Source organism: Acinetobacter sp. BIGb0196, from assembly GCF_011759595.1.
GTDB lineage: Bacteria > Pseudomonadota > Gammaproteobacteria > Pseudomonadales > Moraxellaceae > Acinetobacter > Acinetobacter guillouiae.
On sequence record NZ_JAAOZA010000002.1, the window covers coordinates 628,712 to 645,074 of the forward strand.

Below are 16,363 nucleotides of genomic sequence, written 5' to 3' on the forward strand. Positions count from 1 at the left end.
ATTTTTTTTAACAAATATTTTGAATTTTGTCGATTGATTGGCAAAACTTTTTGCAAAATAATTGAAATAAAAAAGCCTAGTTGAAAAACTAGGCTTTTTTCAAAGGCTTAGCTTACTGGAAAGAAAAACCTTCAAGATTAAGATTGTTTGCTGATAAAGCAAGGTCAAGACTAGACGTTTGGTAATCTTGATCACGTTGCTTCAAGATATCTTTAGTCACATGACCAATCGCAATTTCACGTAATGCAACAACAGTCGGCTTGTCATTGTCCCACTCAACAGTTGGTTCAATGCCTTGACGTGCCAATTGACGCGCGCGTTTGCTTGCCACTAGTACAAGCTCAAAGCGGTTGTCTACATGGTCTAAACAATCTTCAACGGTTACGCGTGCCATAAGAATTCTCGTTTGAATACAAATTTTTTAAATAGACTGTGCAGTATAAAATGCTTTCATCATAGACTCAAGTTTTAATCGAAGCTTATTTAGAAAGCATTTAGATCATAAGTATTTAGATCTAAGTTTGTGGTGTAATCAGTTTGGTAATTAAAGCCTGATGACGATTTGCCTGTTGATCTATTTTTAAACGATTGGCATTAATAACAGATTCCAAGTCATGTAATGCTTTATTGAAATCATCATTGATGATGATGTATTCAAAGTTGACATATTGTTGCATGTCTTCTACAGCACAACTTAAACGATGTTCAATGACTTCAACAGAGTCAGTGCCACGATTTGAGAGACGTTGACGTAAATCAAATTGCGTTGGAGGAAGAATGAAAATTTGTTTAGATTCAGGAAAAAGTTTACGAACTTGCTCAGCACCTTGCCAATCGATCTCAAGTAGCACATCATGGCCTTTCGCCAATTGGTCTTTTACAGTTGCTTGCGCAGTACCATAATAATTACCAAAAACTTCTGCATACTCAATAAAACCACCTTGATTGACTTGATCGAGAAAGTTTTCTTTAGAGGTAAAATGATAATGAACACCGTCGAGTTCGCCAGGTCGCTGACCACGAGTCGTATGTGAAACAGAAACGTGTAAATTGCTCACACGCTCAAGTAGCGCTTTAACGAGAGATGTTTTGCCTGTTCCTGATGCCGCAGAAACGACAAACAATAGACCCGACATGATATTTTTCCTGATATGATAAAATATCTTCTCTATTTTAGAGTAGAGCGAAGACAAACAAAACTGTTTTTACACATTGTTTGTGTTTAATCGATAAAATATATCCAACCATTGAAGTGAGCATTGAGGGTTTTATGGAAATTGTATTGGCTAATCCGCGTGGATTTTGTGCAGGTGTAGATCGTGCAATTGCCATCGTCAATCGTGCGCTTGAATGTTTTAATCCACCTATTTATGTCCGTCATGAAGTGGTTCATAACAAATTTGTGGTTGACGATTTACGTCAGCGTGGTGCGATTTTTGTGGATGAATTGGATGAAGTGCCTGACGATAATATTGTTATTTTTAGTGCACATGGTGTATCAAAGGCTGTTCAACAAGAAGCAGAACGTCGTGGTTTAAAAGTATTTGATGCAACCTGCCCATTGGTCACCAAAGTACATATTGAGGTCACGAAATATGCACGTGAAGGAACCGAAGCAATTTTGATTGGTCATGAGGGTCACCCTGAGGTTGAAGGGACTATGGGGCAGTATGACAAAAAGAATGGCGGTGAAATTTATCTGGTTGAAGATGAAGAAGATGTCGCTTCATTAACAGTACATCATCCTGAAAAAATAGCATTTGTGACCCAAACAACCTTATCTATAGATGATACGGCCAAAGTAATTGATGCTTTGCGAAATAAATTCCCTCAGATTCAAGGACCTCGTAAAGATGATATTTGCTATGCCACGCAAAACCGCCAAGATGCTGTACGTGATTTAGCAACACAGTGTGATGTGGTGTTGGTGGTTGGCTCTCCAAACTCATCGAATTCAAATCGTTTACGTGAGCTGGCTGAACGGATGGGGAAACATGCCTATCTGATCGATAACGCAGATGAATTAAAGCAGGAGTGGTTTAACGCCAATCATAAGATCGGCGTTACAGCAGGGGCATCTGCACCTGAGATTTTAATTAAACAAGTAATTCAACGTTTACAAGACTGGGGTGCGACAGCACCACAAGAGCTAAATGGTCGTGAGGAAAACATCACATTTAGTTTACCAAAAGAGCTACGGATTCATGTAACGCAAGCTTAAATTTAAACTTTATTTTTTAAGCAGATAGCTGAGATTTCAGTTATCTGCTTTTTTATGCCTTTTATCCAACTTGTATTGGTTTTGTAAGTATTTAAGTTATGATTTTTAATAGGGTAGCGTTTTGTTGCAATGGGGGGAGCAATGCAAAAAAATCGAGGATTCACCTTAATTGAGTTGATGGTGACGATTGCTGTTTTAGCGATTATTGCGTCGATTGCAGCGCCTTCATTTTCAGAGAATATTACCAGACAAAATTTAGATAATAGTGCTAGAGAAATACTCTTTGCTCTAAATGAGGGGAGAAGTAGGGCTATTGCGTTGCGTTCAACTGTTGTTGTCTGCCCAAATAAAGACAATGCGGGTACGCAAATTACGGCAAAACAATGTGTAACAAAAACTATTGCTAATGCGGATAGTGATAAATTTATTGCTCAAAATAGAGTAATTCTTGCAAATATAGCAGACAGTACAAATGTAACATCAACAGTATCAGGAGTAGTTTTTTTACCCATGGGTAATGTTGAAAGTGTAAAAACATTTACTTTGTGTGCAAAAAGTAAGTCTAAAAGTATTACTGTCGCTTCTACTGGTGCATCTGATATTTCATTAGGAACTTGTTCATGAAAATTATAAATAAGCAAGCAGGTGTTGGAATGGTTGAGGTATTGGTGGCTTTAGTGTTACTTGCTATAGGTGTTTTGGGTTTTGCTGCTTTACAACTCAAAGCGGTAGAGGCGGGTGAAGAAGCGCTGCTTAGATCTCAAGCGACATTATTATTGAGAGGTTTAACTGAAAGCATTCGCGCTAATCCAAATGGTCAATCTTTTTACCCTGCAAAAGTACAAAGTTATGCAGGGATTACGAGTAGTCCAAGTGAGCCCAAATCATGTATTGATACAACATGCACTGCTGAACAAATGGCTACTTATGATGCATTTTTAGTTGCAAGATCTGCTTCTAATGTTGGAATAAATATAACGATGGCGACTTGCCCTGGTATTCAATCTACAAACCGGCAGTGTCTATTCGCGGGTTGGAATGGAACAAAATTCTCTGCCGGGAATTATACAGCCTGTATGGATTCTTCTGGAATATATGTAAATAATGCCAAATGCCTCATGATGGAGGCTTATTAGTATGAAAAATCAATTACAAAAAGGTTTTACTTTAGTTGAACTTATCGTTGCCCTAGCTTTAGGATTAATCATTAGTGCTGCTGCTCTACAACTATTTACAGGTGGCCTGATCACGACTCGCTTACAACAAGCAGGTGCTGAGTTGCAAGATAGTGGTGTTTTTGGGTTGGAATATATGGCGCATGATATAAGACTTGCGAATTATGGGAACATAAATAATCCAGAGTTAAATGATAAAACTAATCAAGGTGGTGTTGTTTTAACCAGTGGAGCAACTGGAAACGTTAATTTACCTATTGCTTTGGATACAAAGTTTTTAACGACTGCAGGTGGGGTATCAAATGTAAATGCGGCAAGTGATCAATTAACAATTTTATTCATAGCGCCAAATAAAATGTTTAATTGTGAAGGGGCTGAAGTTGCAGCAGGGGAATATATTCTTCAACGTTATTTTTTACGTAAGGATGATAATGGTCAGAATGATACAGACTATGCACTGGCTTGTGATGCAAATACACCACCAGCGACATCTATTGCTCAAATTAAGGGGATGGGTGAACGTAGTCAAATCATCATGCCCCGTGTAGATCATTTAAGATTTTATTTAGGTACACAAAATAATAATAAAACAAATCTAAGCTATTACTCGATTGATAAATATATGAGTGATGCCAAAACTGCAACAGCTGCAAATAAAAAACCACCAAGAGTTGTCTCAATTAAAGTTGGAGTACTAGTCCGTTCAAAAGATGATACGAAAAGTACGTTAATTGATCCTACAGCAAGTATAAATTTTTTAAATGAAGCGGTTAAGTTAAAAAATACAAGCAGCAAGTATTTAAGACGTGAATACACAACAACAATAGCATTAAGAAATGCGATGGGAGAGCCACTATGAGTAAAATGTTGTTGGCTTCGTCCCAAAGAGGGGCAACCTTGATTGTTGTTTTATTCATGCTGATACTTATTACTTTGATTGGTGTTTTTGCTATTCGTACTGCAATGACATCATTGAACATTGCAACAAATACACAGGTGGGGCAGTTCTTAAGTCAAACTGCAGATACTCCTTTAAATCAATTTTATACATCAGATTTATCCAAAATGGTGGACTTAAGCGGGGTCGTGGGCTTTGCCTTGCAAGATAGTAAATTAGAGCCAGGCAATGAGTATATTTTTTGTTATAGACCTACCTCAAAAGTAAAGTTTGGTGCATCACAAAGTGTCGCAACACTTCGCCCACCAGCAAATAAAACTGCAAAACCAACAGTTGCCTCAGGTGGTTCAGCTGCATTTTGTGATTTAACAAAAGATTTTGGGAGTAATAGGGAGGCTGTGGTCACTCAAGTTGCAATAAAAATTCCAAATGACGCAGTCACCGATTTACCACCAGGTGCTTTATTGGGTGAAGGAACAAACGTAAGTGCGGGAACGATTCTACCCAAAAATGTAGTCGAGCAACAAAGAGTAAGAGTAACGACAACTTCTATTTTTCCAGCATTCGCTAAAGACATTAAAGCTGCCCAAGCTTGTGTAGGCATTGATAGCGCTAATCCTGGTTATATTAGTGATAATACTGATGTGGAAACGAAAGATTTTAAAACTATTGCAAATTGTTTAGTTGATTTAGGTGTTCCTGTAAATAGCCAAACGCAAGAATTCAATTTGCAAACTTTATTTACACAAACGGAAAAACCATAATTCTTGGGGGAATTAACATGAGAAACTCAATTAAAAGTACCTCATTGATAAGAAAAGTGTGGTATTTAAAAAAACAAAACTTTACAGCTTTTAGTTTGGCTTTCAGTTGTACCTTCCTGTTTTCATCTAGTGTTGTTCAAGCGACTGACTTGCAGATTTATGCTGCACCTTCAGCTGGGCAAAAAACAATTATCATGATGCTAGATACATCTGGAAGTATGGGGTATGGGGATGGATATGCTTCAAGTCAAATCAAAGATATGAGTTTGGCTCAGGATTATGGTGTTTGTAGTAATACAAATACCATGAATAGCGGTAGTAATTACACCAATGGTAAAATTTATTCAGTATTATCAAATACAACGCCTCAATATGCTCGTAATTTTTGTTATATAACTAAAAACAGTGCCGCAACGAATCCAAAAGTCACAAATACAGTAACTGGGTGTGAATTACAATCCAATGGTGCATACCGTTGTTATGATCGAATAACTCGATTAAAAGATGGAATGTTTCAGTTCTTAGATAGTACTGATTCAGCTGCACAAAGTTTGTTAAAGGGCAGTAGTGCAAAAATTTCAACAGCTTATGTTGGTGTTGGCAACTTTTCAGCTGGAGGAGATGGTAGAACTGCACAAATTTTAGTCCCTGCTAAAAAACTAGGAGAGAATGAAAGCGATCAACGTAAAGCTCTTAAAACAGCAATTGCTGGATTGACTGCATGGAGTGGTACACCTTCTGCACCCGCTTATGCTGAAGCAGCTTCATATTTAATGGGTACAACGACATATTCAGAAAAAAAATATAGAATAAAAAGAGATATGCAATATATGACTAGGAGTTATACAGTTTTATCAACAGGCTCCGGTTCTTCCAGACGATATAATTATACATATACTTATAAAACGTACTATTGTCAGTCTCTAAATGCTCTAAACCTTAATACGTTAGCGCAAACATGTAAGTATTGGAGTGGCGCTACGACGACTTATGGGGGGACCAATGGAGCAATAACTAATAATTCACCCGTTTGGGAAAATCAACCTAATATTCAACCAAATGGTGGTTGGCTCGATACCTATACAGATACTTTTTATTCTGGGGATTATTACGACTATATAATACCAAATGCTGATAGTGGTATACCAAACTCAATTATAAAAGATGCTACATACCCTGATATCGTAATTGATAGAGCAGCAGAAAATGTTAATGCATTATATAAATCGCCATTACCAGATGCAAATAAGAGTGCATCATGTGATGGTCAGGGGGTTTATTTTTTATCAGATGGACAGCCAAATAGTTCCAGCGATGAACGTGCTGCAGCCTTAATGCAGCAAGCTTTAAATGATAAAGGAAGTTTATTTTCTTGTTCTAATGACTTATCAAACACTGCAGATGGCAGTGCTTGGCGTTGTATGGGAGCATTTGCGAAGTCATTGTTTAATCCTGTAACGAATCCTAAAGGGGTATCTATTCAAACAGCTTTTGTTGGGTTTGGTACAGAGTTTGCTGGTGATCCTTTGAATGCATCTACAGATATTCAAAATGCTTGTCGAATAAGTTCTCGTGCATATAAAGATGCAGCAACAGGTGCAGAACCTAACGATAAGTGTTCACCTGGATATGCTGGGAGTTTATCAGTTGCAAAACCGACTGAAAATAACTCAGGAACAGGAAGAAGTGATGGCTATAACTATGATGGTGGTTTCGGCAATGGCGGATTTTTCCAAGCCTCAAAAGCAACAGATATTACATTAAGTGTTATTCAGTTTATCAACTCTTTAGGAGATACTCCACCAGATCCTTTATCTACAGGTGCTATCTCTGTGCCAGTCGACGCATTAAATCCAAATGGTTTTCAACCATATGGATATTTACGTGCTTTAAAACCTGATCCTGGAAAAAATTATTTAATCTGGCAAGGTAATTTAAAGAAGTATGGAATTAATGGCGGAGCCTTAAAAGATGGACCAACAACAATTTTTAATGACCTAGGTGCATTAAATAAAAATACTAAAGACCTTTTTAATGCTTCAAATTCATTTGATTTAGGTCTTGTTGAAAAAGGCGGAGTTTATTCAAAATTAGCTTTGCCAACAACAGATAATCCTAATTTATTTAGACCATTATTTACAGACGTATCTAGTGTAAATAATGGGAAGCTTGTAAAAATCTCTGCAAAAGATAGCAATTTATTGGCTGTTACAAATAAACCAATTACAAATAATGCAGCATTATTGACAGGGTTTAAGACACAAGCTGTTGTAAAAGATTTTTCCACTCCACTTAAGATTAAAATATTAAATTATCTTGGCTATGACTTAGATTTGGCAACAACGACAACTTTACCTGATACATTAACACCACCAAGTTCCCCATTCACTGCTATGGGGGCAAGTATTCACTCATTCCCTGTTCAACTGACTTATTCTGGTGATTTAGATGCAGATGGTGATTTAACAGCAGTACGCTCACAATCTGTACTCTATTCAAGTATGGAAGGGGGCTTACGTGTTGTTGATGGATCAACAGGTGCTGAACAAATGGTTTTTATTCCATCAGATATCTTAGAAAAAGATGATGCTTCAAGAGCCTTACGCAGAAGTGAAGCAGGTGATGCCACTTATGGAATAGATGGTGCATGGGTTGCCGATCCAGCATATGAATTTGGCACAAGCTCAAACACAACATCTGTAAGAGCGAAGCAAATGAATGTGTATGGTGGTATGCGGATGGGGGGGACAAGTTATTACGGATTAAATGTACTGAATCCTAATTCACCAAAATTTTTATTTAGAATTGGACCTGATTTAGGTGGAAAATATGTACGCATAGGGCAAACCTGGTCTAAACCTGTACTTGCAAATGTACGTTATGGCGATAAATTCAAACGTGTGATGATCATCGGCGGTGGTTATGATATATGCTATGAAAATCCAAGATTTAAATTAAATACTGCAAATCCAGCGGAGTATGGTGGCGCTGCCTGTAAGAAAGCACAAGCAGATGGTAATGCTGTCTATATGATAGATGCGAATGATGGCTCTGTTCTGTGGTATGCAAGTAATGCAGGTGCAGATTCTAATAATGCAGCTATGACGCATAGTATTGTGAGTCGTATAAGTACTGTTGATCGTGATGGCGATGGTCTGGTTGATCATCTTTATTTTGGTGATTTAGGTGGGCAAGTATTTAGAGCCGATTTAAATAATGCAAAAGGGACACCTGTTTCTGGATTTGGTAAACGAGTTGTAAGACTGGCAAATCTAGGCAGTACAACAGTAACCGATGGAGACCAACCACGCTTCTATCAACCGCCAACCTTAACAAAACATACCCAAGGTTCAGACACTTTTATTCTAGTTGGGATTGCTTCAGGTGATCGTAGTACACCTTTAGATGTAACGCCATTAACTGGACGAGAAGGAATCTTACCTGCAAAAGCAATACCAAACAGACCTATGAATAATGTTTATGGGTTAATTGATCGTGATTTTAGTAATAAGGCATTAATAACGATTGCAGATAGTGATTTAAAAACAGTTAATTTAGTACTGACAGATTTAAAGAAAAATCCTCAAACGCTATCTGGGGCAATTGCATCAAGCTTTTTTCCATATAATAAAACAGGGCTACAAGGTTGGTATCGTTCTCTTTCTAGTGATTATACGGGAAATGATGTATCAGGAAGAACATCTGGTGGTATAAAGGCGTTTGAAGAAGAACCTATCGCTTTAACTAACTATTTATTTGTACCTACATATGATCCAGAAGGTACAGGTGTAGCACAACAAGATCCATGCAAACCACGCATTGTAGGTGAAAGTAATACCCAGCAGTTCTGTTTGCCATATGGTGTATGTTTGAAATTAGATGGTACAAAGGATATAGATGAAGATAAAAAGTCAGGCTTTCAAATTCTGAATGGTAAAAATACAAATGTTATTGGGGCGGGTATCCGAGGGATTACTTTAGGACCTGGTGAAAATTCAAATAAACCAAATAGTTGTGGAAGTTTAACCATGCTTGGAAATATTCAAGGCTCTGGTAAATGGGAATGTACACGTATCCTTAACCCAATACGGTGGTATGAGAAATATGTTTCAGCAAGTTAAGTTAAAAAATAATTTGCCTATGTATTCGGATCGTAGGCAATCGATTGTTCAATCTGGATTTACTTTAATTGAAGTAATGGTCGTTGTCATAATTATTGCTATTTTAGCTGCCGTAGCCTTCCCAGCCTATACGGAGTATACCCGTAGGGCTTCAGCATCCGCTGCTCAACAAGAAATGCAAAAGATTGCTGAGCAGCTAGAGCGATATAAAGCCAAAAATTTCACTTATAAAGGTTTTGATCCAAATTATATCTATGGTGTATCTGAGGCAATGACGGAAATTATCTTGCCGAAAGGAGCAAGTGGTGATCAGGTAAAATACAAAATCACTCTACAAGATCCAATAAGTGGGAAACAATTGTCTTCAAAGGATGATGCAAATAGAGGTCGAAATTGGGCAATCAAAGCTGAAAGTACTGATGTTAAAAACTATAATCTACTTATGACGAGCGAAGGGATTCGTTGTAAAACCAAAGACAGTGTTACTTTTACAGCTTGTACGGGTAGTGAGATTACATCATGGTGAAAGTATGAAGCAGAAAGGATTTACATTAGTTGAGTTATTAATTGTTGTGGCAATTATAGGAATTTTAGCTGCAATAGCCTATCCGTCATATCAAGAATATATTGTTCGAACAAACCGAGTTGATGCACAAAGCGAGATGCTTCAAATTGCCCGAAATTTATCCAATTATAAAATGGCGAAAGGGACATTTAAAGATGCCAAATTGGAAAATGGAGCATTTGAAGAAGATTATCCAAGTGTTGGAGAAGCAAAATATAAAGTTAAATTAGAAGTTTCTAAAGATAATTTAACTTGGTCTTTAAATGCTGCTCCAAGAGCGGGTTCTCAGCAAGCCGGAAATGGTGATGTCGGATTAGATAGCCAAGGCCAAAAATGTTGGAGCAAAGGTACCACTTGCACCCCATCAGCAACCACAAATTGGGACGGCAAATAAAAATTAAATTCAAAATTGTGGATAAATAAAATTTGATCTTTCTTTCATGACAAAGATAACGTAAAATATTGCCCTCTATGAAAGGGGTTTGAAATGTATCGATGGTCGGTACAAGGATAATCCGTAAAAACTATAAGGTTCTATCATGGTTGTAATTCGTCTAGCACGCGGTGGTGCTAAAAAACGTCCGTTCTATCAAGTAATCGTAACTGATAGCCGCAATGCGCGTGACGGTCGTTTCATCGAACGTATTGGTTTCTTTAACCCTACAGCTCAAGGTAAAGCAGAAAAACTTCGTTTAGATGCTGATCGTTTTGCTCACTGGGTTGCTCAAGGCGCTCAACCGTCTGAACGTGTTGCTTCTTTAGCTGCTCAAGCTAAGAAAGCTGCAGCTACTGCATAATTAAATCTTTAATTAGGCAGTAAGCCCATGACACCAGCACAGAATGTGCCCGAAGATCGTATTCAGATTGGACAGCTACGTTCAGCATATGGATTAAATGGGTGGCTCTGGGTCTATTCCAATACAGAACCTATGAGCAACATATTTGACTACCTCCCTTGGTACATTGAAACCAAAGCAGGTTGGCAAATTGTAGACGTAAAACGTTGGAAACCACATGGTAAAGGCTTGGTTGTTTCGTTGAAAAGTGTGAGTGATCGCACTGCAGCAGACAGCTTAGTTGGCGCGAATGTTTGGATTTCAAAATCGCAACTGCCTCAAGCAGGCGTGGACGAGTATTACTGGTCTGATTTAAAAGGTCTAATCGTATTAGGTCTGAATGAAGAAGAACAGGAAGTAAATCTTGGTCAAATCCACGAATTGTTTGAAACAGGCGCCAATGATGTCATGGTTGTTCGTGCAACAGCAGATAGCATCGATGGTGAAGAGCGAATGATTCCATGGCATAAAGATGTGGTACAACGCGTTGATCTCGAAGCTGGTCGTATCTATGTCAATTGGGGTGTAGATTTCTAATCCGATAAGGATTGGCGCAGCAGGAAAATAGAGGAGTCTGCGATGTTTTTTGCAGTCATTACGCTTTTTCCTGAAATGTTTGAAGCGATTACAGCGTACGGAATTAGCGGGCGAGCGGCAAAGCGTGACATTGTACAAGTTCATTGTATCAATCCGCGAGAATTTGCTGAGGGTAACTACAAACGAGTGGATGAACGTCCATTTGGTGGTGGTCCTGGTATGGTGATGATGGCTGAGCCGTTGGCAAAAGCAATCCACCATGCAAAAGAGCTTGCAAAGCAAGCAGGTGCAGTTCATGTTCCTGTGGTGTATATGTCACCGCAAGGGCAGACCTTAAATGAACCTGCAGTACAACAATTTGTTGAATATGACGGATTAATTGTGCTGTGTGGACGTTATGAGGGGGTTGATGAGCGTTTGATCCAAAAATATGTTGATCAGGAATGGTCGATTGGAGATTACGTATTATCAGGCGGTGAACTCCCTGCGATGGTTTTATTGGACAGTATTATTCGACGTTTGCCGAATACCATGTCAGATGAACAATCAGCAGTGCAGGACTCATTTGTGGATGGTCTTTTAGATTGCCCACAATATACCAAGCCAGATCATTTTGAAGGTTTGGATGTTCCTGAAGTACTTAAGTCAGGGCACCATGCCAATATTGAGAAATGGCGGTTTTTGCAACGCTATCAACGCACTTTAGAACGGCGACCTGAGTTGGTGGAAAAAGTTGAGTTGACCAAGCAGCAAAAAAAATGGCTAAAAGATGAGCGAGGGTAGGCAAGCATTGATTATGTTTGTTTCAACGCACGTCAGAAGCTGTACTTCTTATCAGGAATACAACAAGTCATCATTGTTGTCCTGCGGAATGTGAGTTCCATAAGAAGTCGGCTTCGAGAAAATACTTATGATTAAGTACTTATATTAGGCTCTTTATTGATCTGAATAACATCAGCAATAAAGGGAAAGATAAACGGGTTGATACGCGATTTAGCCTCTATCCCCAGCGGTTGTGCAGACCTCTTCTGTCCCGCAAAACGGAGATTCCCACAATGAGTGGTAAACATCCTTTAGTTCAAGCAATTGAAAACCAACAGTTAAAAACTGACCTCCCAACTTTTGCTCCTGGTGACACAGTTATCGTTCAAGTAAAAGTAAAAGAAGGTGATCGTGAGCGTCTTCAGGCTTTTGAAGGCGTAGTTATTGCGAAGAAAAACCGTGGCTTGAACTCTGCGTTCACAGTACGTAAAATTTCTAGCGGTGTTGGTGTTGAGCGTGTATTCCAAACTCACTCTCCAATCGTTGCTAAAATCGAAGTGAAACGTCGTGGTGACGTTCGTCGTGCTAAGCTTTATTACCTACGTGAATTGTCTGGTAAAGCTGCGCGTATTCGTGAGAAATTACCAGCGCGTAAACAAGGTTAATTTTAACTTTGCTTTACAGCTAAAAAATGCGCCATTTGGCGCATTTTTTGTTTCTTGCTACAGTTAAAGGTTAAAGTCCTTGTAGTTTCAGGCGATTGGTATGTTCACGATAGACTTGTACTGGGTCTGGTGAAAAAATTGCACGCAATCCTAAAATTTGATTGACCTCATCTAAGTGATTCCAACGATAATCATCACGAATCGTTTTACCGAATTTAGCACTACATCTTGAGACTAAGCCATCATTATCACGACCAGCATTAATTAATAAACTTGTGCCAAGTAGAGCAGAATCCAAGTCTAAAAGATTTGTGACGGCGGTATTGCCCGTAAATGAATAGAATTGAATCCCTTTTTCTTGATAAGCCCCTTCACCACAAGCTGTGGTACCAACGCCCATCGGGAATTTACTGTTAAATTGTGCAGAACCCTCAATGGTGAGACTTTTCCCACCTGCCAACGCATCATGGGGAAGTTCTTTCGGGTTAAGACCTTGCGCCCAGACAATTGCTTTTGAAAATAAATTGACCACACTCACCAATGGACCTTGAAGTGGCGTGCCTTCTATACTTAAGATAACGTTTGCAACAGGGCTACCTTTTTGTGGTGAACCAACAGCAGTCACAGATGCAATTTGCATAGGCATGATGCCTGCGACATAGCGGCTGGTTGGACCACCATGCGAATGTCCGATCAGATTGACTTTTTGACTGCCGGTAATTGCCAGAATCTCTTCCACTTGCTGAGCCAATTGCTCACCACGGACTTCAGTGGAATTAAAGGGTGATACTCGTGTAGCCCATGTATTGGCGCCGTTGCGAGCCAAATCTGGTAAAATTTGATACCAGTAGTCTAATCCTAAAACATCGCCAGCACGAATAAACCCAGCCATACCATGCACAAATACCACAGGATATTTGGTTTTTGCATAGTCCGAGTTCACTTTACTGACAGTCACTTTTTGCGCATTATTAGATGCATATGTGGTTGATAATGTACTCGCCAGCAGTAGACTCGCGATAATACGTCCATATTTCATGTTAAAACTCCATCTATTTTATTATTGGGCGATTTACATACCTCAATTTTAAATGTATTGAGTGTAAAGCCTCGATTCTGATCATGTTTGCAGGAACGCAAACTTAGCTTCTTTGTTTTTTTAATCTCGTATCAAATCAGATTCTGGAATTCGAAATTCAATACGATGTTCAATATAAAATTTGAATCCAGAATCATTTACTATTCAACTATAAAATATACTGAATGAACAGTACATTTTATCGCCTCTCATCGGCAATATTTACAAGCCTTGTAATTTCAGACGATTGGCATGTTGACGATATTGAGCAAGTGGATTCGGCGCAAAAAATAACCCACGTAGCCCTAAAACATGATTGATTTCATCCATGTGTGTTTGACGGTAATTGTCTCGAATCACTTGCCCATAATGGGTATTGCAACGATTCATCATGCCATCATTGTCTAGATTTTTATAAGACAAAGGCGCGAGTGTAGAAATGACGCCATCCATAACATCAAAAATGTTGGTGAATTGAGCTGTACCCGTCCAAGAATAATGATAAACACCATTGGCTGTTACTTTTTGACCATTACCACAGTCTTTGGGAATCGCAGCGCTTGGAAATTTTGCATTAAATTCAGCAGCCCCTTGTTCGCTCACACTTTGTAAAGAGTTATTTAGGCTGAGGGGGAGGGATGGATTACCTTCGAGAAGTGTAATCACAGGTGCTAAGATATATTGACTAAAAATTGTCAGAAGCGTATTTGCACCTCGGTTACTTAAAATATCATCTGCGATCTTAGAACCTTTAATTGCCCCTGCAACAGCAGTTAAAGAAGCAACTTTTGTGGGTGCAACGATTTCAATATAACGAATTGTTGGACCACCATGACTATGTCCAATCAGATTGACTTTGGGTGAGCCAGTCAGTGCGAGGACTTCATCGACTTGCTGTAAGAGCTGTTCACCACGAAGCTGTGTCGATTCCAATGGGGAGACTTGTGTCGCATAAACTTTTGCGCCATTGCGAGCTAAATCAGGGAGGATCTGATAGAAGTAATCTATGCCAAAGGATGAAGGCCCTAGACGTGTGAAACCGAACATCCCATGATTAAATACAATTGGATATTTGGTTTTTGCATAGTTTGAACTGACATAACGTGGATTTACAGTTTGTAAGCCAGATGCAGATGCAGTCATCGAACTTAATCCAATGATTAAACTCAGGGCGAAAATATTGATCTTAAATTTCATATTAAAATACTCTTGTTGTTTTTAAGTGAATTGTTGATTGACATGAAGTCTATGTTGCAAGCTAAAATTTGCTTACAACCCTTATGATCTCAAGCGATTGGCATACCATCTTTATCGTTATTGCTCTAAACCAAAGGTGCAAGTTGCATTAAAATCGTGTCAATCCCGAGCAAGTTTTTAGTTTGTGTGCGTCCTCCCTATAGATGGTTGTTAATATTATTTTCCACTTTGTATCAGCAGACTTGTAGGTATCCCTGAGTCATAAATGTACAGAGATCCTTGAGTCTGGCTTGCAAACTCAAGCCATAAAACGTGCTATAAACGCATAATCTAAATATTTTTGTTTTCGCTTTTTTCATCATTTTAGCGATGTGCTATGTATTCCATGGCTAATTTGCAAAGGGTAATTTGCCTCCTTGATCATGCACAGTTTCAAAAGTTTGTAATCTGAGTTGCTCTTGTTGATTTGCAAATTGTTGTGATTTCAATTGTTCTACAGCACGCTGTTTGGCTGAATCACTCAGATTACTTTTGAGGATAGTGTCACGTTCAGCAAGGTATTGATTAACTTTGCCTTTCCAATCATTTCTTTGTACATCAAGCGTTTCTAAGCGTTGTGTCGCTTCTGGTCCCACTAAATTGGTGCGCATTTGACGGATCTCTTGTGCAGAACCACCACGCGCCTTGATCTCTGCTGTCAGCTTTCTTAAGTCTTCAAGTTGATTGAGTTGTTGTAAATTCTCTTTCCAGTCTTCGGGGAGTTGCTCGAAAAGCTCTTTGAGTTTTTGTGCTTTTTCAGCCGCAGATAATTTTTGATTATCCATAATTTCTAGGCGGTCTACCGTATATTGATCATAGGTATCTTGTGTGCCAAATAAGCCTTGAATTTCATAATCTGAGAAGAATTTTTTTCTTAAATTTTTAGTATTGACTAAAATCTGTTGATAATACTTTGCACTCTCTTTATCTGCGGTAGGTGCTTGTAAATCACCTAATTTACTTCTGTAATCAATATAACGTGTCCAGAGATCATTTAACTGCGATAACACAGGCTCTTTATAGCTGATTTTGGTATAGCTGAGAAAATCGGTTTTGATTTGCTCAATGCTTTTTTCACCATATTGGGTGATGAAATATTCAAAGCAATCTTTGGTCTGTTCATTGACAATTAAACGATTGGAGGCATCTGCACGGATTTGGCAATTAATTTGCGTGTCTTGTTGGCTTTTGCTGGCAAAGCCCAGTGCTTGAGATGCTGGGAGCTGAGTTGAGGCCAATTGCCCCATCTGTTGTTCGAGTGCTTTTTCAGAAGCTGGTGGTGTTTCAGTCGATTCTGTATTAGGTTTTAGCCAAAAAATCACGGCTATAAGAATGATCAAGAGACTACCAATGATGATCCCAATCATTTTTTTAGATAGATCCATCTAATATTCCTACTATTTTTAGATTTTTTATTGAAAAAATAATTTGCCACAGAATTCGAAATTTCAAACAGAAAATTTGTAAAAATAGACGAATGGTTTTTGCTAAAATAGCGCATTATT

Annotated in this window: 17 protein-coding genes; 12 read left to right on the forward strand and 5 right to left on the reverse strand. The window is 38.6% G+C overall.

Annotated elements, in window-relative coordinates:
• Positions 1–112 precede the first annotated feature (112 nt).
• Complete coding sequence (gene rpoZ, locus FHR28_RS15710) at positions 113–394, reverse strand: DNA-directed RNA polymerase subunit omega (protein WP_004718302.1); 282 nt, start codon at positions 392–394, stop codon at positions 113–115.
• A 121-nt stretch (positions 395–515) separates the two neighbouring features.
• Entirely contained in the window at positions 516–1,136 is a 621-nt protein-coding gene (gene gmk / locus FHR28_RS15715; protein ID WP_004718300.1) for a guanylate kinase, read from the reverse strand.
• A 134-nt stretch (positions 1,137–1,270) separates the two neighbouring features.
• Between gmk and ispH the strand changes: the two genes are divergently transcribed.
• The 12 genes from ispH to rplS all read left to right on the forward strand — a co-directional run bounded on the left by ispH (position 1,271) and on the right by rplS (position 12,544).
• The gene (gene ispH, locus FHR28_RS15720) at positions 1,271–2,221 is read left to right on the forward strand and encodes a 4-hydroxy-3-methylbut-2-enyl diphosphate reductase (protein WP_004818634.1); all 951 of its coding nucleotides are present in this window, start codon (positions 1,271–1,273) and stop codon (positions 2,219–2,221) included.
• Positions 2,222–2,362: 141 nt separating this feature from the next.
• Positions 2,363–2,845 (forward strand): GspH/FimT family pseudopilin, encoded by a 483-nt coding sequence (locus FHR28_RS15725; protein ID WP_166783029.1) that lies wholly within the window; start codon positions 2,363–2,365, stop codon positions 2,843–2,845.
• Positions 2,842–3,357, forward strand: coding sequence for a type IV pilus modification protein PilV (gene pilV, locus FHR28_RS15730; protein WP_166783030.1), 516 nt, complete (start codon positions 2,842–2,844; stop codon positions 3,355–3,357). Before FHR28_RS15725 ends, pilV begins: the two co-directional genes overlap by 4 nt.
• A gap of 1 nt (position 3,358) precedes the next feature.
• Complete coding sequence (locus FHR28_RS15735; RefSeq protein WP_166783031.1) at positions 3,359–4,255, forward strand: PilW family protein; 897 nt, start codon at positions 3,359–3,361, stop codon at positions 4,253–4,255.
• Complete coding sequence (locus tag FHR28_RS15740) at positions 4,252–5,058, forward strand: pilus assembly PilX family protein (RefSeq protein WP_166783032.1); 807 nt, start codon at positions 4,252–4,254, stop codon at positions 5,056–5,058. Before FHR28_RS15735 ends, FHR28_RS15740 begins: the two co-directional genes overlap by 4 nt.
• 17 nt (positions 5,059–5,075) lie before the next feature.
• On the forward strand, positions 5,076–9,179 hold the full coding sequence (locus FHR28_RS15745) for a PilC/PilY family type IV pilus protein (protein ID WP_166783033.1): 4,104 nt from the start codon (positions 5,076–5,078) through the stop codon (positions 9,177–9,179).
• The gene (locus FHR28_RS15750) at positions 9,163–9,705 is read left to right on the forward strand and encodes a type IV pilin protein (RefSeq protein WP_166783034.1); all 543 of its coding nucleotides are present in this window, start codon (positions 9,163–9,165) and stop codon (positions 9,703–9,705) included. Before FHR28_RS15745 ends, FHR28_RS15750 begins: the two co-directional genes overlap by 17 nt.
• A 4-nt stretch (positions 9,706–9,709) precedes the next feature.
• On the forward strand, positions 9,710–10,138 hold the full coding sequence (locus tag FHR28_RS15755; protein ID WP_166783035.1) for a type IV pilin protein: 429 nt from the start codon (positions 9,710–9,712) through the stop codon (positions 10,136–10,138).
• A gap of 145 nt (positions 10,139–10,283) precedes the next feature.
• Positions 10,284–10,541: a 30S ribosomal protein S16 gene (gene rpsP / locus FHR28_RS15760; protein ID WP_004718284.1), complete on the forward strand. Its 258-nt coding sequence runs from the start codon at positions 10,284–10,286 to the stop codon at positions 10,539–10,541.
• A 27-nt stretch (positions 10,542–10,568) separates the two neighbouring features.
• Positions 10,569–11,117: a ribosome maturation factor RimM gene (gene rimM, locus FHR28_RS15765; protein ID WP_004718282.1), complete on the forward strand. Its 549-nt coding sequence runs from the start codon at positions 10,569–10,571 to the stop codon at positions 11,115–11,117.
• Between the two features lie 42 nt (positions 11,118–11,159).
• A complete protein-coding gene (gene trmD, locus FHR28_RS15770) occupies positions 11,160–11,900 on the forward strand; it encodes a tRNA (guanosine(37)-N1)-methyltransferase TrmD (protein ID WP_004818651.1) in 741 nt (246 codons plus the stop codon).
• Between the two features lie 272 nt (positions 11,901–12,172).
• Positions 12,173–12,544 (forward strand): 50S ribosomal protein L19, encoded by a 372-nt coding sequence (gene rplS / locus FHR28_RS15775; protein WP_004718278.1) that lies wholly within the window; start codon positions 12,173–12,175, stop codon positions 12,542–12,544.
• Between the two features lie 70 nt (positions 12,545–12,614).
• Here the strand turns inward: rplS and FHR28_RS15780 are convergent, their stop codons facing one another.
• The 3 genes from FHR28_RS15780 to FHR28_RS15790 all read right to left on the reverse strand — a co-directional run bounded on the left by FHR28_RS15780 (position 12,615) and on the right by FHR28_RS15790 (position 16,243).
• Positions 12,615–13,583: a lipase family alpha/beta hydrolase gene (locus FHR28_RS15780; protein WP_166783036.1), complete on the reverse strand. Its 969-nt coding sequence runs from the start codon at positions 13,581–13,583 to the stop codon at positions 12,615–12,617.
• 261 nt (positions 13,584–13,844) lie between these two features.
• Positions 13,845–14,819 (reverse strand): esterase/lipase family protein, encoded by a 975-nt coding sequence (locus tag FHR28_RS15785; RefSeq protein WP_166783037.1) that lies wholly within the window; start codon positions 14,817–14,819, stop codon positions 13,845–13,847.
• Between the two features lie 389 nt (positions 14,820–15,208).
• Entirely contained in the window at positions 15,209–16,243 is a 1,035-nt protein-coding gene (locus FHR28_RS15790) for a lipase secretion chaperone (RefSeq protein WP_166783038.1), read from the reverse strand.
• Between the last annotated feature and the right edge of the window lie 120 nt (positions 16,244–16,363).